Here is a 17,566-nt window from a genome sequence, read left to right as displayed (position 1 = left end):
AGCGGGGCGCGGGGGCGCGGCGCGGGGGCCCGGCGGGTTAGGCGGCGGGGCGATGGGCGCGGCGCGCGGCGCGGTGGGGCGTGGCGGGTCAAGCGGAGGGCGCGGGGGCGTGGCGGGTTAGGCGGTGGGGCGCGGCGGGTTAGGCGGTGGGGCGGTGGGCGCGGCGCGCGGCGCGGTGGGGCGTGGCGGGTCAAGCGCTGGGCGCGGGGGCCCGGCGGGTCAAGCGGAGGGCGCGGCGTGGCGCGGAGGCGCGGTGGGTCAGGCGGTGGCGGTGGAGGCGAGGGCGGCGTCGCGGCGGGCGGCTCGGCGCCAGCGGACGACGATGGTGGTGGTCAGGGCGAAACCGATCAGGGCGGGGGCCAGGGAGAGCGGGTTCAGCGAACCGGGGGCGGTCACGGCGGCGCCGATCACCGCGTACGACACCGCGGACGGGATCGACGCCAAGGTGGTGCCGAGGAGGTAGCGCTTGCGGCAGACGCTGGTCGTGCCGTAGGCGTACCCGATCAGGCCGAACGGCGCCAGCGGGAGGAAACGGACCAGGAGCACCGCGGCCAGCCCGCGGCGGTTGAGCCAGCCGTCCAGGCGCTTCATCCGGCCGTCGGCCTTGGCGCCCAGGGCGCCCCGCCCGGCCCAGCGCCCGGCGTAGTAGGTGGCGGCGGCGGCGATCACCGCGGCGGCCAGGGCGGCCGCCGCACCGGTGGCCGCGCCGAGCAGAGCGCCGCAGGCCAGCGTGATGGCGGTGCGGGGGACGAGCACCGAGAGGAGCAGCCCGCCGACCACGGCGACCCCGACGGCGGCGGCGGGGCCGAGCGCGGCGACCGAGTCGGCGATGTCGCGCAGCGGCAGCACGGCGGCGGCCACAGCCAGCCCGGCGACGACCAGCCCGAGGATGCCGAACCGGACCAGGCGACGCCGCCAGGTCAGCTTGGGCTCCGGGGCTGCAACCTGAGGGTCCGCGGGGGTGATGGCCTGCGGGGCGATCAGGGTGTCAGTCATAAAGGCTTACCGCTCCTGGTGTCGTCGGGCTGTTTGGGCTGGTCAGACGCTTGCTGCGGCGAGTCGTTCGGCTCTGAGCGCGTCGGCCCAGGTGTCGTCGACGGGGGCAAGACTATCCGCGCCGGTCGCCCAACGCAGTAGCAGGTCGGCTATCGCTGGGTTGCGGGCGAGCGCGGGGCCGTGGCTGTAGGTGCCGAGGATCTTGCCGTGCCAGGCCCCCTCGGTCTGGCCGTCGTTGCCGATGCCGGCGGACACTCGAGCCAGGGGCGAAACGCCCGGCCCCAGGTGGGTACGCCCGCCGTGGTTCTCAAAACCGGTCAGCGGAGGCAGCCCGAGCCGCGGGTCCATCTCGCCCTGGAGCTCGCCGACGGCTCGGGTCTCGCCCCGGTCGGAGTCGAGGTCGAGCAGGCCGAGGCCGGCGTACTTGGCCCCCTTGGCGAAGAAGGAGTGCCCGAACAGTTGATAACCGGCACAGATCGCCAGCACGGCCGACCCCTGGGCGACCGCCCGGTGCACGCCGCCGTCGGCGATCAGCCGCTGGGCGGCCAGCGCCTGCGGGCCGTCCTCGCCGCCGCCGATCAGGTAGATGTCGGCGGTGGAGGGCATCGGCTGGTCGGAGCGGACCTCGTAGGTCTCGGCCGGGATGCCGCGCATCCGTGCCCGGTGGGCCAGGATCAGCATGTTGCCGCGGTCGCCGTAGGTGGACAGCAGGTCCGGGTAGATCCAGACGATCCGCAGGACGCTCTCAGTTGACACGGTCAAGCTCCGCTCGGATGTCCTGGAACGCGGTGTAGTTCGCGATCACTTCGAGCCGTCCGGGTGGGGATGCCTGGATCGCCTCGTCGAAGGTAGTTACGTGGCGGAAGGGCACACCGTTCACCGTGAGGCGGACGGCCAGGTCGTAGGCACGGTCGCCGGTGATCAGCACGGGCCGGCCGTCGCGCAGGGGCGAGAAGTCGACGTCGTAGAGCCAGGAGGTGTCCAGGCCGTCGGGGTCGCGGGCGTTGATGGAGAGCAGGGTCGGCGCTTGCTCGGCCATGTCGAACGCCTCGAGCCAGCTGGCCGGGTTCTTGGCCAGCAGCAGGCGGATGTTGCGGCCGTCCCGGTCGACCTGCGCGTACCGCCCGGCCACGGAGCTGACCGTGGCCAGCCGGGGCACGGCTTCGAGCGCGCGTACGCCGAACTCGGCCGCGGTGGCCAGGGCGGCGGCCGCGTTGCCGAGGTTGACCCGGCCGGGCAGCTGCAGCTTGATCAGGTGCCAGTCGCCGTTGGGGTCGGTGACGCCCTCGTCCTCGACGACCCACTGGGCCCGCGGGCGGCGCAGCGGGCAGCCGACGCACCACCACTCGCCCTCGCGGCGTTCGATCGAGGAGCCGCACTCGGGGCAGACCCAGGAGTCGTCGTGCCAGCGCTGGCCGGCGCTGAACCAGACGACGTGCGGGCTGGCCGTCGCCGCCCAGACCACCATCGGGTCGTCGGCGTTGGCGATCACCCGGATGTCCTGGTGGTCAGCCAGGGCGGTGCGCCAGAGCTGGGCCATCATCGACACCTCCTTGGCCCGGTCGAGCTGGTCGCGGCTGAGGTTGAGCAGCGCGACCGCGCGCGGGGTGGTCTCGTCGATCACCCGGGCCAGGTAGTGCTCGTCCACCTCGAGGACCGCGAACGGCGTGGTGCCGGCCTTGGCCAGCGCCGAGGTGTGCCCGGTGGGCATGTTGGCGCCGAACGAGTTGGTGGCCACCGGGCCGAGCACGCCGAGCGCGGCGGCGGTGAGCCGGGTGGTGGTGGTCTTGCCGTTGGTGCCCGAGACCAGCGCGATGGCACGCCCGGAGGCAAGGTTTTTCAGCAGGTCAGGGTCGATCTTGAGACCGATCCAGCCGCCGATGACCGAGCCGTCGCCGCGGCCCGCGGCCCGTGAGAGCGCCGCGGCCGTCCGCGAGACGGAGCTCGCCACTTTCGCGCGTAGAGGCATCTTCCCGTCCGTCACGGTGGCGACAGTACCCGAACCGGACAGACGGTCGATGGGTGCGGCGGCGGGACGGAAGTAGCGGACATTCCGCCCTTCAAGATCATTGCAAAGTTTGTTAATTGTGTGGCGAGACTCACCCGTTACCTTCGACGTTCTGTAGCCGTGGCATCGCGTACCGCATCGGCATTTGTTTTGAGGGGTGCCCAAACCGGACAACGGGCGGAATGCCAATCACGCTGAGTGACTGGTCACCGTCTGCAACCGTACGGAAATTCGGTTATCAAGGTCTGGCCGCGAGCAACCGCTCACGGCTCGTGGAGATGCGGGTCAACGCCGAGCCCTGCCCCGACCGGTCCCACGACCCGAGAACGATGACCACCACACAAGGCAACGAGGGGCAGGGACGGGGGACCCATTTCCGGTCCTCTCACGGCTCCGCCATTACCGGCGGTGACCTGAGGACCTTGGGGTGAAGCCGCGCGAGCGGCCGGGCACACCTTCCCGCCCGAACCCGACAGCTAACCTCGCAGGCGTGCCGGAGGGATCTCTCTACCGTGCACGGAAACACCTCGAGTCGGCGCCGCAAGTTCGGCACCGGCGGCATCGCCCTGTCCCTGGGTCTCTGCCTCTGCGCCGGTCAGCTCGTGGCCGCGCAGCCGGCCGTCGCCGCGACCACCTCGGTGGTCACCGCCGCTCAGGCGGCGCGGCCGAAGGCGAAGGTAGCCCAGTCGGCCAGCGCGAAATCGGTGAAGTGGGGCTCGGCCGTCAAGATCACCGCCAAGGTGACCAACTCGGCCACCGGTAAGAAGGTCACCACCGGCCGGGTACGCCTCCAGGCATACTCCGGCGGCAAGTGGAGGACCTGGACGACCAAGTCCCTCGGCAAGTCCGGCGCCTACGCCTTCTCCTTCAAGCCCACGGGTCTCGGCAGGTACCGCACTGTCTTCCTGGGCAGCTCGGGAGTCGGCGCGGGCACCAGCGGAACCTCGCTCGTCAAGGTCACCAACAGTGGTGCGAAGGTTCTGGCTGAGGCCGCGAGGCACAGGGGCGCGCTGTACCTCTACGGTGCGGCCGGTCCGAAGCGCTTCGACTGCTCCGGCTTCACGATGTACATCTACCGCAAGACCACCGGGCGCAAGCTGCCGCACAAGGCCAACTCGCAGCAGAAGTACGGCCGTGCGATCCGCAAGGGCAGCAAGCAGGTCGGTGACCTGATCATCTATCGCTCCGGCTCCTACGGCTACCACGCGGCGGTCTACGCGGGTAACGGGCGGATCTGGGACTCGCCGCACTCCGGTGCCCGGGTCTCCAAGCGCAAGATGTTCGGTGGCAACTACGTGGTGCGCCGCCTGGTCTGATCCAGTGGCCCTAGTAAGTAAGGCGTAACCACTTTCGCACCGGCGGGGTGCGACCCGGGGTTCCTGGGTCGCACCCCGCCGGCGTTCGTCTGTCCTCCCTTTTCCTCCCCGATCGTCTTCCGCCGCGCTCAAACCTGCGAATCGGGCAGCTTTTCATGCCCGCCTGGGCGTCATGTCGGAAAGCGGACGCCATGATCGCCGCTCCGCCCTCCACTGGCACTCCACCGCGTCTACCAGCGCTTTCGTCTGCGAATGGGCCTCATGGACGGCACGATTCCGGTTGCGGGTGGAGGGAAGTGGAGTAGAGTGGAGCGCAGTGGCAGGGGGGACCTGCCGGCCCGATTCGACTCGGCGGACCGCGAACCGCCGGCAGGGCGTTGGGGGGTTGGCCGATGTTTCTCGGCACGCACACCCCACGCCTGGACGAGAAGGGCCGGCTGATTCTTCCGGCGAAGTTCCGGGACGAGCTGGCGGGAGGTGTCGTGATCACCAAGGGGCAGGAACGTTGCCTGTACGTGTTCCCGATGCCGGAGTTTCAGCGCATCGCTGGGCAGCTTCGCGAGCAGCCGGTGACGCACAAGGCCGCCCGGGCCTACAGCCGGGTGTTCTTCGCCAGCGCGCACGACGAGGTTCCCGACAAGCAGGGCCGGGTCACCATCCCGGCGCACCTGCGGGAGTACGCCGCACTCGACCGTGAACTGGTGGTCATCGGGGCGAGCACGCGGGTGGAGATCTGGGACAAGCAGTCCTGGGAGCAGTACCTCTCGGCGAGCGAGGACGACTTCGCCGACATCGAGGAGGGGGTGCTGCCCGGAGGACTGTGACGGCGTGACACGGACGGGCCTCGAGAAGACGTCGCTGCCGCCCGTAACGCGAGATCTCCAGCCGCTTGAGTTCCTGGCGCCTCTTCCCCGGTGCCAGGCGCGACGCCCGCCGGCAGCGGGCACGAGCGGATGGGGATCTGGCGGTACGGATTCGACGTCGGTCGGACCGGGTGACGCAGGAAGCCTGGCGACTGGGGGTCGACGTGGGGGAGCAACGTGGCACGCATGTGCCGGTGCTGCTCGAGCGCTGTCTCGAGCTGCTCGCTCCCGCGCTGGCCCGGCCGGACGCCGTGCACGTCGACTTCACGCTGGGCCTCGGCGGTCACGCCGAGGCGGTGCTCGAGCGCTACCCGGACGTGGTCCTGATCGGACTCGACCGGGACCCGGAGGCGCTGGAACACAGCCGGCGGCGATTGGTGCGGTTCGCGGACCGTACGCACCTGGTGCACGCCGTCTACGACGAGCTGCCGGCGGTGCTGGCCGATCTGGGTCATGGGGCGATCCAGAGTGGCCTGTTCGATCTGGGTGTGTCGTCGCTGCAACTGGACGAGCCCGACCGGGGGTTCGCCTACGCGCAGGACGCGCCCCTGGACATGCGGATGGACCAGTCGCGGGGGATCACGGCCGAGGAGGTCGTGAACGGCTACCAGCCGGGCGATCTGGTCCGGGTGCTGCGAACGTACGGCGAGGAGAAGTTCGCCTCGCGGATCGTCTCGGCCGTCGTCCGGGAGCGGGAGCGGGGACGGATCACGTCCACGACCCGGCTCGCGGACCTGATCAAGGACGCGATCCCGGCCGCCGCGCGACGAACGGGTGGAAATCCCGCGAAAAGAACGTTTCAGGCACTACGCATTGAGGTAAATGGCGAACTGGCCGCGGTCGAGTCCGCGGTGCCCACGGCTCTCGACTCGCTGGCCCCTTATGGGCGCCTTGTGGTGATGAGCTACCAATCGTTGGAAGACAGGATCGTCAAGCGCGCCATCGCCGCGAGGGCGCGCAGCACCGGGCCGATCGATCTGCCGGTCGAGCTGCCCGGTACCGGTCCGACCGTGCGGCTTCTGACGAAGGGGTCGGAGCCGCCGAGCGCGGAGGAAGTGGCGGCGAACCCGCGAGCGGCTTCGGTGAAGCTGCGGGCGGTCGAGCGCGTCGAACAGAACCAGGCACCGGTGACCGGCCGCGAACGGCTCCGGATGCCCGCACCACACGGGGGAAGAGGGCGGCGACGCCCGGGGGAACGCACGGAGGGGGAGGGGTCATGAGCGAGCGCACGTACGCTTCGCGGTCGGGGGGCCGGACCGCGGACCAGACCAGCACGACGAGTACGCCCGGCGCGCGCCGGCACCCGGCCAAGGTGACCCGGACGGCTCAGCCGGTCCGCACCGAGGGCACGGCCGCGCTGCGGCTGGACCAGGCGCCGGCCGAACGGTCGCGGGTCAAAGCCGACAGCCCGGCGCCGCGGCTGCGGGTCGCGCCGCCGGCGGCCATCCGGGCGCCGCGGGCGCCGTTCATCGCGCTGGTCATCGTCGTGGTGGTCGCCGGGGTGCTGGGCATCCTGCTGATCAACACCAAGACCATGGAGAACTCGTTCGAGCTGAGCCGGCTCGAGGACGAGCAGTCGAACCTGGACAAACGGCAGCAGCAGCTGGAGAACCAGCTGGCCGCCTACGAGAGCGCGGGCAACCTGGACGCGGCGGCCAAGCGGGCCGGTCTGGTCAAGGGCGAGCCGGCCTACATCCGGCTGCCCGACGGGCAGATCATCGGCGTCGCCGTGCCGGGTCAGGGCAAGCCGGCGGTGACCGCGCAGGACGAGGCGGACAAGCCGGCCGGTGGGACCAACGCCGGCGATCCGGCCGGGGGGACCAGCCCGGGCGGCCCGGCCGGTGGCAACGCCGCGGGTGACACCGCGGCCGGCGCGCCGGGCACCGGGCGGTAACCGCCATGCCGCCGAGAAACGACGAGCCACCGCGCCGGGGTCAGCAGCCCCGGCGCGGTGCGTCGCGTGACGTACCGGCCGGCGACGAGGAGGGCCGGCGCGGCTTCGGCGGCATCGGCGAGGCCCGGGCCTACACCCCGCGCGGACGGACGGTGGCCGAACGCGACCAGCGGACCCGGTCGCCGCGGGCCGGTCGCAACACCGACCCCTTCCGGCCGGCGCTGCAACTGCTCGAGGGGGGCAAGCCGCGCGAGCGCCGGGCGGCCCCACCCCAGGAGACCCGGGACGAGACACCGGCCAAGGCGGCGCCCCGGAAGCGGGCCACGGCGGGCGCCGGGCGTACGCGTACCGAAGCCACCGGTCGTGCCGCCCGGGAGCGCAAGGTCGCCGTCCCACCCGCACCCCGGCGGACCGCGGGCGGACGGCCGGCCAAGGCCGCGCCGCCTCCGCCACCGCGCCGCCCGGCCAATCGGCGTCCGCTCCCGGTCGTGCCGGCCGAACCGCCCCGGCTGGCCAACAGCACCCGGCGGCTGCGGCTGGGCACCGTGCTGGCCCTCGCCCTGTTCGCGACCATCGGTGTACGCCTGGTCGTGCTGCAGTCGGTCGAGTCGCCGGAAAGCCTGGAGCAACTCAACAAGCAGCGCCGCGACCGCCTCACCGAGGTGCTGCTCCCGGCGGCGCGGGGCAGCATCCTGGACCGCAACGGCGAGGTGCTGGCGCACAGCGTCGAGGCCCGCTACGTCTACGCCGACCCCGAGCTGGTGAAGGACCCGGTGACGGTGGCGGCCCGGTTGTCGCCGCTGCTCGGCGTCGCGCCGTCCAAGCTGACCAAGCTGATGGCCAAGAAGCGGCCCGGCGGCGGCGCGGTCCGCTTCGTCTACCTGGCCCGGGGCGTCGACGTCGGGGTGGCCGACCAGATCCGGGCGATGAACCTGGCCGGCATCGGCGAGGACCGCGACGAACGGCGGGACCTGCCCGGCGCCGACCTGGCGGCCAACCTGATCGGCTTCACCGGCGAGGACCACACCGGCCTGGAGGGGCTGGAGGCGCGCTACGACCAGCTGCTGCGCGGTGTCGACGGCAAGAAGGTGTACGAGGCCGGCCGTGGCGACCTGGACAAGGAGATCCCGGGCGGCTACCACAAGGTGACGCGCGCCTCCCCGGGCACGTCGCTGCAGCTGACCATCGACCGCGACCTGCAGTTCGAGGTGCAGCGGATCCTCGCCGCCAAGATGCGCGACGTGAACGCCAAGATCGCCGGCGCGGTGGTCATCGACGCGCACACCGGCGAGGTGATGGCCCAGGCCAGCTATCCGGCGTACAACGCGGCCAAGCCCTTCGACGCCAAGGCGACCGACCGGGAGGACGTGGTCAGCAGCGTGATCGCCGACCCCGGCTCGACGCACAAGGCGCTGGTCTTCGGGGCGGCCCTGCAGGAGGGGCTGATCACGCCCGACTCGGTCCAGGTCATCGGACCCAGCCTGACCATCGGCGGCAAGCCCTTCGCCGACACACACCCGCAGCCCAAGGGCACCAAGATGACGATGTCGGGCCTGCTCGCCTACTCGTCGAACGTCGGCACCATCCTGGTCGCCCGCAAGCTCGGCCCGCAGAAGCTGTACGAATACCAGCAGCGGTTCGGCCTGGGCAAGGCCACCGGCGAGGGCATGCCCGGCGAGGCCGAGGGACGGCTGCTGGCGCCGGACGAGTGGAGCGGCTCGGCCGCCGGGTCGATCCCGGTCGGGCACAGCGTCGACGCCACCGTGCTGCAGATGGCGGCCGCCTACGTCGCCATCGCCAACAACGGCACGTACATCCAGCCGCACCTGATCAAGGCGACCATTCCGTTCGAGGGCCCGGCGGTCTCCGCACCGGCCGCGGCCACACGCCAGGTGCTGCGCCCGGAGGTGGCCCAGCAACTGCGCGTGCTGCTGGAGTCGCCGGTCTACGCCAAGGGCGGCACCGGCTCGCTGGCCCGGGTCGACGGGTGGCTGGTGGCCGGCAAGACCGGCACCGGCAAACGGCTCATCGACGGTCAGTACACGAAGTACAACGCGGGGTCGTTCATCGGCATGGCGCCGGTCGACAACCCCCGGTTCGTGATCGCGGTCTTCGCCGACGTGCCCACCGGCGCCGGCGGCGGCGTGGCCGGACCGGCCTTCAGCGAGATGATGAAGGCGACGTTGCTGCACTACCGGGTGCCTTTTTCGGCGACCAAGCCGCCCAATGTGAAGCTGTATCCCTGACGCCGGGTAGGGTCTGACGCCGTGCCCGGCATTCCCCGCCCCCAGAGTGTTCCGCCGCACCGGCTGGCCGCCCTCGCGACCCTGCTCAGAGCCGATCTGACCGGTGGTGATGTCGAGATCACCGGTGCCACCCACGCCTCCGGCGAGGTGCGTCCCGGTGATCTCTACGCGGCGCTGCCGGGCGCCCGGCGGCACGGCGCCGAGTTCGTCGCGCAGGCCGCCGCGGCCGGTGCCGCGGCGGTGCTGACCGACCCGGCCGGCCGCGACGCCGCGGTCGCCGCCGGGTTGCCCGTCCTGGTCGTCGACGACCCGCGCGCGGTGCTCGGCGAGGCCGCCTCGGCCGTCTACGGCGACCCGACGGCGCGGCTGACGATGATCGGCATCACCGGCACCGCCGGCAAGACCTCGACCGCGTACCTGATCGAGTCGGGACTGCGCGCCGCCGGAATGACCACCGGGCTGATCGGCACCGTCGAGACCCGGCTCGGCGACCTGACCGTCGACAGTGTCCGGACCACGCCCGAGGCGACCGATCTGCACGCGTTGCTGGCCGCCGCGCTCGAGCAGGGTGTGACCGCCGTGGTCATGGAGGTGTCCAGCCACGCGCTGGCCATGGGCCGGGTCGGCGGCGTGCGCTTCGACGTCGGCGGCTGGACCAACTTCGGCCTCGACCACCTCGACTTCCACGCCGACGCCGACGACTACTTCGCGGCCAAGGCCAAGCTCTTCGACGGCCGCTGCCGGGTCGAGGTGCTCAACCTCGACGACACGGCGCTGACCAGGCTGATCAAGCCGGCCACGGTCACCTACTCGGCCGGCGGCGACACCGGGGCGTCCTGGTGGGCCAGCGCGATCCGGCCCTCGGCGTACGGCCAGCGTTTCACCGCGCACGGCCCGGCGGCCCAGATCGAGGCCGGCGTCGCGATGCCCGGCCGGCACAACGTGGCCAACGCGCTGCTCGCCCTGGCCGCGCTGACCGCCGCCGGGGTCGACCCGGTCACCGCGGCCCGCGGCGTCGCCGCCTGCAAGGGGGTGCCGGGCCGGCTGGAGCAGGTGGAGGCGCCGGGCGAGGTGCTCGGGGTGGTCGACTACGCCCACAAGCCCGACGCGATCGTCGCCGCCCTGGCCGCCCTGCGCGAGCTGGCCACCGCCCGCGGCGGCCGGCTGCTGTGCGTGATCGGGGCGGGCGGTGACCGCGACACCGGCAAGCGGCCGGTGATGGGCGCGGCGGCGGCCCGCGGCGCCGACGTGGTCGTGGTGACCGACGACAACCCGCGTACCGAGGACCCGGCGGCGATCCGGGCCGCGGTCCGCGCCGGCGCCGAGGAGGCCGGCTCGGCTGCGAAGATCATCGAGGTGCCCGGGCGGCGGGCCGCGATCGACGAGGCGGTCCGGATGGCCGGCCCCGGCGACGTGGTGGCCGTCCTGGGCAAAGGACACGAACGTGGCCAGGAGGTGGGCGGCGCGATGCTGCCGTTCGACGACCGGGTTGAGCTGACCGAGGCGCTCGGAGGTGCCGCATGATTCCGCTGACCCTCGGCGAGATCGCCACGATCACCGGCGGCCGGCTGGTCAACGCCGCGCCGGACACGCTGGTCGACGGGCCGGTCGAGTTCGACAACCGGCGCACGTTGACCGGTGGCCTGTTCGTCGCCTTCGACGGCGAGAAGGTCGACGGGCACTCGTTCGCAGGCGCCGCGGTGGCGGCGGGCGCGGCGGGCGTGCTCGGCGCCCGGGACACCGGACAGCCCGGCGTGGTGGTCGACGACCAGATCGAGGCGCTGGCCCGGCTGGCCCGGCACTCGGTCGACCGGCTGCCCGGCCTGACCGTGGTCGGCGTGACCGCGTCGTCCGGCAAGACCACGACCAAGGACTTCATCGGCCAGCTGTTGAGCCGGCTGGGCGAGACGATCGCGCCGCCGGGGTCGCTCAACAACGAGCTCGGGTTCCCGTACACGGCTCTGAAGGCGACCGCGAGCACCCGCTTCCTGGTGCTCGAGATGGGCGCCCGGAACGTCGGGCACATCCGGCACCTGGCCGAGATCGCCCCGCCGAAGATCGGCGCCGTGCTCAACGTCGGCGCGGCGCACATCGGCAAGTTCGGCTCGATCGAGCAGACCGCGCTGGCCAAGGGTGAGCTGATCGAGGCGCTGCCGGCCGACGGCGTCGCGGTGCTCAACGCCGACGACCCGCTGGTGTCGGCGATGGCCACGCGGACCCAGGCGCGGGTGGTGTTCTTCAGCGAGTCGGATGTCGCCGGCATCCGGGTCGACGAGCGCGACCGCGCCTCCTTCACCCTCGACGGCCACCCGGTGCACCTCAAGGTCAGCGGGCGGCACCAGGTGTCGAACACGCTCGCCGCCGCCGCCGTGGCGGTCGCCGCCGGGATGCCGGTGGCCGACGCCGCCGCCGCGCTGAGCGAGGTCACCATCCGGTCCGAGCGGCGGATGGACGTCTTCGACCGGCCCGACGGCGTCACCGTCATCGACGACACGTACAACGCCAACACGTCGTCGACCGTGGCCGCCTTGCGATCATTGGCCACACTGGGTGCCGGCCGGCGCACGGTGGCCGTGCTCGGATACATGGCCGAGCTGGGTGATCAGGAGGACGCCGGGCACCGCGAGGTCGGCCGGCTGGCCGCCGAGCTGGGCGTGGACCGGCTGATCGCGGTGAGCGAGGAGGCCCGGCCGGTGCTCGACGGCGCGGCCGAGGTGCCGGGCTGGACCGGTACGGCCGAGTTCGCCGCCGACCAGCCGGCGGCGATCGCGTTGCTGCGGCCCGAGCCGGGCGACGTCTTCCTGGTCAAGGCTTCTCGTTACCGGACGTGGGACGTGGTCGACGCACTGCGGCCCGAGGGGGTTCGCCCGTGAGGGCAGTCATCGTCGCGGCCGCGGTCGCGTTCATCATCTCGCTGTTCGGCACACCCATCGCCATCCGGGTGTTCACCGCGCTCAAGGCCGGACAGCCGATCCGTACCCTGGGCCCGCAGACCCACCAGGGCAAGCGGGGTACGCCCACGATGGGCGGCGTGGCCTTCATCGTGGCCACGGTGCTGTCCTACGCGGCCGGTCACCTGGCGCTGACGACGCTGCCCGAGCGGCAGATCGCGCAGGAGAAGCCGACCATGACCGCACTGGTCCTGCTCGGCCTGTTCGTGTTCTGCGGCGCGATCGGCTTCCTGGACGACTTCCTCAAGGTCCGCCGCCGCCACTCCGGCGGTCTGAGCGCCCGGGGCAAGCTGTTCGGCCAGCTGCTGGTCGGTGTCGGTTTCGCCGTGGCCGCGCTCTACGTGCCCAGCACCAACCGGCAGACGGTGGCCAGCGAGCACATCTCGTTCATCCGGGACATCAGCTGGCTCGACGTCGGCAAGGTCGGCTCGGTGCTGGTCTTCGTCTTCGTGATCATGTCGATGTCGAACGGCGTGAACCTCACCGACGGCCTGGACGGCCTGGCCACCGGCGCGTCGATCGCGGTGCTGGGCGCGTACAGCCTGATCGGGTTCTGGCAGTACCGGCACTGGTGCGGTGACACCGACTACTCGCGGGCGGCCACCTACTGCTACGAGGTGCGAGATCCGCTGGAGGTCACGATGATCGCGGCCGCGGCGGCGGCGGCGTGTGTCGGCTTCCTGTGGTGGAACACCAACCCGGCCCGGATCTTCATGGGCGACACCGGCGCGCTCGGCCTGGGCGGCCTGATCGGCGGCCTGGCCATGGCCACCCGCACCACGCTGCTGTCGATCATCATCGGCGGGCTTTTCGTGATCATCACGATGTCGGTGGTGATCCAGATCATCTCGTTCAAGACCACCGGTAAACGTGTGTTCCGGATGTCGCCGCTGCAGCACCACTTCGAGCTGGCCGGCTGGTCCGAGGTCAACATCGTGGTCCGGTTCTGGATCGTGGCCGGCATCTGCGTCGCCATCGGCCTGGGGCTGTTCTACTCCGACTTCCTGGCGGTCATGGGCTAATCGAGACGCGACACGCCAACGAGGCTGAGCCGTACCGACCCCGGCGAAAGCGATGATGTTTCTCATGGGGGAGGACCAGAAGCCTAGGCAGTCGCTCAGCCGGCAGTACCTGCCCGCGATCCACGGGTTGCTGGCCCGGCCACTGTCGTCGTACTACCTGCTGATCGCGAGCAGCGGCCTGCTGCTCCTGATCGGCCTGACCATGGTCTTCTCGGCGACCAGCGTGAAGTCGTACGGCGAACACGGCAACGCGTTCAGCGCGATCCGCAGCCAGGCCATCTTCGCCGCCCTGGGCCTGCTCGGCTTCTGGGTCTGCCAGCGGCTGCCCGCGCGTACCCTGCGCGTCCTCGGCCGGTACGTGCTGGTGCTGGCCATCGCGCTGCTCGCCCTGCTCGACCTGCTGGTGGCGCTGAAGTCGGCCAAGGTGATCGGCACGGCCAAGCTCGGCCCGTTCTCGGCCAACCTGCTCTGGCTCTACGTCGGCCCGATCGCGATCCAGCCGTCCGAGCTGGCCAAACTGGGCGTGGTGCTGTGGGGCGCGGACGTCATCGCGCGCAAGGGCGCCGCCCTCGGCCACTGGCGCGAGCTCGCGATGCCGCTGTTCCCGCTCGTCGGCCTGCTGTTCGTCCTGGTCGGCTACAACGACCTGGGCACCATGCTGGTGATGCTGGCGCTGATCGTCGGCCTGCTCTGGGCGGCCGGGGTACGCCTGCGCGTCTTCGCCGCGCTCGGCGTGCTCGGCCTCTCCGGCGTCGGCCTGCTGGTCGCCGCCGCGTCCCGGGGGGCCGGATCCGGCGCCGTCGGCGAGGACAACTACCGGCTGGAGCGGCTCACGGCCTGGCTCGACCCGCCGCCGGACTGCGTCCAAGGTGCCTGCTACCAGCTGATGCAGGCCCGCTCGGCGATCTACGAGGGCGGCTGGTTCGGCGTCGGGCTGGGCAAGAGCGCGCTCAAGTGGGACTGGCTGCCGCAGGCGGACAACGACTTCATCTTCGGCGTGGTCGCCGAGGAGCTGGGCGTGGTCGGCTGCTTCGTGGTGCTGGCGTTGCTGTCCGTGCTCGCGTACACCGGCTTCCGGATCGCCCGCCGGGTCGACGACCCGTTCCGCCGGCTGGCCGCCACCGGGATCACCACCTGGCTGGTCGCCCAGGCCGTGATCAACATCGGCGGCGTGGTCGGTCTGCTGCCGATCACCGGCCTGCCGCTGCCGTTCATCTCCGCAGGCGGCAGCGCCCTGGTCGTCACCCTCGCGGCGATCGGCATGCTCGCCTCCTTCGCCCGCTCCGAGCCGGACGCCGCGCGAGCTCTGAACGCCCGTCCGCCCGCCCGATGGGTACGGCTAGTCTGGGCCCCGCTGCCGCCGCTCCCCCCGCCGCGGCAGCCGCGCCCGCCGGCCGGTCGGGTTCCCGCCAAGGCGGGGGGAGACAGGAGACGGTGATGGCTTCGCTGCGGTCGGTGGTGGTCGCCGGAGGAGGCACCGGTGGTCACATCTACCCGCTGCTCGCCTTCGCCGACGCGCTGCGCCGGGCCTTCCCCCAGGTGCGGATCACCGCGCTGGGCGGGGAGAAGGGCATGGAGAAGGAGATCGTCCCGGCCGCCGGGTACGACCTGCGCATCATCCCCGTGCACCAGTTGCCGCGGTCGCTGAACCTGAACCTGATCCGCACCCCGGACCGGATGTGGAAGTCGGCGCACGCCGCCGGCCGGATCATCGACGAGGTCCAGGCGGATGTGATCGTCGGCTTCGGTGGTTACGTGTCGGTCCCGGCCTACCTGGCCGGCTGGCGGCGCGAGCTGCCGATGGTGATCCACGAGGTGAACGTCCCGGCCGGTGTGGCCAACAAGCTGGGCATGAAGTTCACCAAGAATGTGGCAGTCGGTTTCCCGCACCAGCCCCAGCAGTCCGAGGCGTTGCGGGATGCTCGCGTGGTGGGCGTACCCATCCGCACCTCGATCTCGCGCCTGGACCGGGCCGCGATGCGCCCGCAGGCGCTGGCCCACTTCGGACTCCGCCCCGATCTGCCGGTGCTGTTCGTGTTCGGCGCGTCGCAGGGGGCCGGGTCGATCAACGACGCGGTGTCCGGCGCGGCCAAGGCGCTGACCCACGCCGGCGTCCAGGTGCTGCACGTCCAGGGTGGCCGGCGCGACCCGTTCGAGGTGCCGCCGGGCCTGCCGGCGCCCTACGTGGTGGTGCCCTACCTCTCCGACATGCAGCTCGGGTACGCGGTGGCCGACCTGATCGTCTGCCGCGGCGGCGCGATGACCGTCGCCGAGGCCACGGCGGTCGGCGCGCCGGCCATCTACGTGCCGCTGCCCTGGGGCAACGGCGAGCAGAAACGCAACGCGCTGCCGGTGGTCGAGGCGGGCGGCGGCTTGATGGTCGAGGACGGCGACCTCACCCCGGAGTGGGTCGAGCGTACGGTGATCCCGCTGATGCGCGACCCGCAGCGACTCACCGCGATGAGCCGGGCCGCGGCGGGCTACGGCCGGCGCGACGGCGACGACGCGCTGGTCGACTTCGTGTGCGAGGCAGTGGCGAACCGATGACGACCAAATCGATGACGGGCGGTTTCCGTGTGCGCGGCGGCGGGTCGATGACGGGCGGCTTCTGTGTGCGCGGCGGCGGCGGGTCGATGACGGGCGGTTTCCGTGTGCGCAGCGGCGGCGGGTCGATGACGGGCGGTTTCCGTGTGCGCAGCGGCGGTGGATCGATGACGAGCGGTTTCCGTGTGCGCAGCGGCGGTGGATCGATGACGAGCAGGGGAGTGGCAGCGTGAACACGGCGGAACTGACGCCGGCCGGCGAGTTGACCGCCGAGGATCTGGGCAGCGTGCACCTGATCGGCATCGGCGGGGTCGGCATGTGCGGGCTGGCCCGGCTGCTGCTGACCCGGGGCGTACCCGTCTCCGGCAGCGAGCTGCGCGAGTGGCCGGCCCTGGCCGCGCTGCGGGCGCTCGGCGGCACCGTGCACATGGCCCACGTCGAGTCCAACCTGGACGGGGTCGACACGGTCGTCTACTCGACCGCGATCCCGCACGACCACGTCGAGCTGGCCGAGGCGCGCCGGCGCGGGCTGCGCGTGCTGCACCGGTCCGAGGCGCTCGCGGCGGCGATGACCAACCGGCAGACGATCGCGGTGGCCGGCACCCACGGCAAGACCACCACGACGTCGATCATGACGGTGATCCTGCAGCACGCCGGTCAGGACCCGTCGTTCGTCATCGGCGGCGAGATCTCCGAGGCCGGCTCCAACGGGCACCACGGCACCGGTCCGCACTTCGTGGCCGAGGCCGACGAGAGCGACAAGTCCTTCCTGATCTACCGCCCGCACGTCGCGATCATCACCAACATCGAGGGCGACCACCTCAACAACTGGGGTGACCTCGACGGCCTGAAGGCCGGGTTCCTCGACTTCGCCCGGCTCACCGACGCCGACGGCTTCGTGGTGACCTGTGCCGACGACGACGGCACGCAGGAGCTGATCGCGGCGCTGCGCGCTGAGGGCCGGACCGTTTACACGTACGGGGTGAGCGAGAGCGCCGACCTGCGGATCTGGGACGTCTCCTCGGCCACCGGCGGCGTGCGCTACCAGGCGTCGCTGGACGGGCAGCCGCTGGGCGAGCTCAAGCTGGCCCTGCCCGGCACGCACATGGGCCTGAACAGCGCCGCCGCCGTGCTGACCGCCCTCAAGCTGGGCATCCCGCTGACCTCGATCGCCGAGGCGCTGCGGTCGTTCCCGGGGGTCCGTCGCCGGTTCGAGCGCAAGGGCATCGCGGCCGGTGTCCGGGTCTACGACGAGTACGCGTACCACCCGACCTCGGTCAAGGCGGCGCTGCGGACGCTGCGTGAGGTGGCCGGGGACGGGCGACTGCTGGTGGTGTTCCAGCCGTACCGCGTCTATCGCACCCGCGACCTGCAGGCCGAGCTGGCCGAGGGGCTGGCGCTGGCCGACGAGGTGATCTGCATGGAGGTGTTCGGCCCGGGCGAGACCCGGCAGCCGGGCGAGGGCGGCGTCGCGCTGACCGCGGCGATCGATCTGCCCGCCGAGCACAAGGTCTTCGTGCCGGGCTGGGAGCAGGTGCCGGCCGAGGTGGTCGAGCGCAGCCGCCCGGGCGACGTGGTGGTGACCATGGGCGCGCCGCCGATCTCGCTGATGGGCGACGAGCTGCTGGCCGCGCTGGCCGCCGCGCCGGATCTCCCGGGTGGCCCGGACGGCTCGGCCGCAGTTTCTCCGGGCGGCTCCGCCGCGGCCGCGGACCGGGGCTGACGT

The 17,566-nt window shown here is 72.0% G+C and carries 14 protein-coding genes, 1 pseudogene and 1 riboswitch; of the genes and pseudogenes, 12 read left to right on the top strand and 3 right to left on the bottom strand.

Going from position 1 to position 17,566, the window contains the following annotated elements:
* Positions 1 to 258: 258 nt before the first annotated feature.
* The 3 genes from ACGFIO_RS29380 to ACGFIO_RS29370 are packed head-to-tail and all read right to left on the bottom strand — an operon-like array spanning position 259 to position 2,965.
* On the bottom strand, positions 259 to 996 hold the full coding sequence (locus tag ACGFIO_RS29380; RefSeq protein WP_392830595.1) for a TVP38/TMEM64 family protein: 738 nt from the start codon (positions 994 to 996) through the stop codon (positions 259 to 261).
* A gap of 42 nt (positions 997 to 1,038) precedes the next feature.
* Positions 1,039 to 1,752: a type 1 glutamine amidotransferase gene (locus tag ACGFIO_RS29375; RefSeq protein WP_392830593.1), complete on the bottom strand. Its 714-nt coding sequence runs from the start codon at positions 1,750 to 1,752 to the stop codon at positions 1,039 to 1,041.
* On the bottom strand, positions 1,742 to 2,965 hold the full coding sequence (locus ACGFIO_RS29370; RefSeq protein ID WP_392831047.1) for a MurT ligase domain-containing protein: 1,224 nt from the start codon (positions 2,963 to 2,965) through the stop codon (positions 1,742 to 1,744). Before ACGFIO_RS29370 ends, ACGFIO_RS29375 begins: the two co-directional genes overlap by 11 nt.
* A 363-nt stretch (positions 2,966 to 3,328) precedes the next feature.
* Positions 3,329 to 3,510, top strand: a riboswitch (cyclic di-AMP (ydaO/yuaA leader).
* A gap of 6 nt (positions 3,511 to 3,516) precedes the next feature.
* On the opposite strand from ACGFIO_RS29370, the gene ACGFIO_RS29365 reads away from it, so the two are divergent.
* From ACGFIO_RS29365 to murC, 12 genes and pseudogenes are all read left to right on the top strand, one after another.
* Positions 3,517 to 4,320 (top strand): C40 family peptidase, encoded by an 804-nt coding sequence (locus ACGFIO_RS29365; RefSeq protein WP_392830590.1) that lies wholly within the window; start codon positions 3,517 to 3,519, stop codon positions 4,318 to 4,320.
* A 392-nt stretch (positions 4,321 to 4,712) separates the two neighbouring features.
* Entirely contained in the window at positions 4,713 to 5,144 is a 432-nt protein-coding gene (gene mraZ / locus ACGFIO_RS29360) for a division/cell wall cluster transcriptional repressor MraZ (protein WP_392830588.1), read from the top strand.
* 191 nt (positions 5,145 to 5,335) lie between these two features.
* Positions 5,336 to 6,403, top strand: a complete 1,068-nt coding sequence (gene rsmH / locus ACGFIO_RS29355; RefSeq protein WP_392831045.1) for a 16S rRNA (cytosine(1402)-N(4))-methyltransferase RsmH — start codon at positions 5,336 to 5,338, stop codon at positions 6,401 to 6,403.
* Positions 6,400 to 6,948, top strand: a pseudogene (locus ACGFIO_RS29350) (hypothetical protein); the annotation flags it as partial. The gene rsmH and the pseudogene ACGFIO_RS29350, both read left to right, overlap by 4 nt.
* Positions 6,949 to 7,082: 134 nt before the next feature.
* Positions 7,083 to 9,323 carry a penicillin-binding transpeptidase domain-containing protein gene (locus tag ACGFIO_RS29345; RefSeq protein WP_392830585.1) on the top strand — a complete coding sequence of 747 codons (2,241 nt, stop codon included), beginning with the start codon at positions 7,083 to 7,085 and terminating at the stop codon, positions 9,321 to 9,323.
* A 21-nt stretch (positions 9,324 to 9,344) separates the two neighbouring features.
* Positions 9,345 to 10,847: a UDP-N-acetylmuramoyl-L-alanyl-D-glutamate--2,6-diaminopimelate ligase gene (locus tag ACGFIO_RS29340; protein ID WP_392830583.1), complete on the top strand. Its 1,503-nt coding sequence runs from the start codon at positions 9,345 to 9,347 to the stop codon at positions 10,845 to 10,847.
* Positions 10,844 to 12,196 carry a UDP-N-acetylmuramoyl-tripeptide--D-alanyl-D-alanine ligase gene (gene murF, locus ACGFIO_RS29335; protein ID WP_392830581.1) on the top strand — a complete coding sequence of 451 codons (1,353 nt, stop codon included), beginning with the start codon at positions 10,844 to 10,846 and terminating at the stop codon, positions 12,194 to 12,196. The genes ACGFIO_RS29340 and murF overlap by 4 nt, the downstream gene beginning before the upstream one ends.
* Positions 12,193 to 13,296: a phospho-N-acetylmuramoyl-pentapeptide-transferase gene (gene mraY, locus ACGFIO_RS29330; RefSeq protein WP_392830579.1), complete on the top strand. Its 1,104-nt coding sequence runs from the start codon at positions 12,193 to 12,195 to the stop codon at positions 13,294 to 13,296. The genes murF and mraY overlap by 4 nt, the downstream gene beginning before the upstream one ends.
* A gap of 64 nt (positions 13,297 to 13,360) precedes the next feature.
* A complete protein-coding gene (locus tag ACGFIO_RS29325; protein ID WP_392830576.1) occupies positions 13,361 to 14,734 on the top strand; it encodes an FtsW/RodA/SpoVE family cell cycle protein in 1,374 nt (457 codons plus the stop codon).
* Positions 14,734 to 15,843 carry an undecaprenyldiphospho-muramoylpentapeptide beta-N-acetylglucosaminyltransferase gene (gene murG, locus ACGFIO_RS29320; protein ID WP_392830574.1) on the top strand — a complete coding sequence of 370 codons (1,110 nt, stop codon included), beginning with the start codon at positions 14,734 to 14,736 and terminating at the stop codon, positions 15,841 to 15,843. Before ACGFIO_RS29325 ends, murG begins: the two co-directional genes overlap by 1 nt.
* Positions 15,840 to 16,073, top strand: coding sequence for a hypothetical protein (locus ACGFIO_RS29315; protein ID WP_392830571.1), 234 nt, complete (start codon positions 15,840 to 15,842; stop codon positions 16,071 to 16,073). Before murG ends, ACGFIO_RS29315 begins: the two co-directional genes overlap by 4 nt.
* Entirely contained in the window at positions 16,070 to 17,563 is a 1,494-nt protein-coding gene (murC, locus tag ACGFIO_RS29310; RefSeq protein ID WP_392830569.1) for a UDP-N-acetylmuramate--L-alanine ligase, read from the top strand. The genes ACGFIO_RS29315 and murC overlap by 4 nt, the downstream gene beginning before the upstream one ends.
* Positions 17,564 to 17,566 lie beyond the last annotated feature (3 nt).

The organism is Actinoplanes sp. NPDC049265, from assembly GCF_043197135.1.
Classification (GTDB): Bacteria; Actinomycetota; Actinomycetes; order Mycobacteriales; family Micromonosporaceae; genus Actinoplanes.
This window is presented reverse-complemented; position numbering and strand designations above follow the sequence as displayed.

Coding starts and splice junctions, on each gene's coding strand:
- ACGFIO_RS29345 (WP_392830585.1), top strand. CDS start 7,083: ATGCCGCCGAGAAACGACGAGCCACCGCGCCGGGGTCAGCAGCCCCGG.
- mraZ (WP_392830588.1), top strand. CDS start 4,713: ATGTTTCTCGGCACGCACACCCCACGCCTGGACGAGAAGGGCCGGCTG.
- ACGFIO_RS29370 (WP_392831047.1), bottom strand. CDS start 2,965: ATGCCTCTACGCGCGAAAGTGGCGAGCTCCGTCTCGCGGACGGCCGCG.
- murG (WP_392830574.1), top strand. CDS start 14,734: ATGGCTTCGCTGCGGTCGGTGGTGGTCGCCGGAGGAGGCACCGGTGGT.
- ACGFIO_RS29325 (WP_392830576.1), top strand. CDS start 13,361: ATGGGGGAGGACCAGAAGCCTAGGCAGTCGCTCAGCCGGCAGTACCTG.
- ACGFIO_RS29380 (WP_392830595.1), bottom strand. CDS start 996: ATGACTGACACCCTGATCGCCCCGCAGGCCATCACCCCCGCGGACCCT.
- ACGFIO_RS29315 (WP_392830571.1), top strand. CDS start 15,840: ATGACGACCAAATCGATGACGGGCGGTTTCCGTGTGCGCGGCGGCGGG.
- murF (WP_392830581.1), top strand. CDS start 10,844: ATGATTCCGCTGACCCTCGGCGAGATCGCCACGATCACCGGCGGCCGG.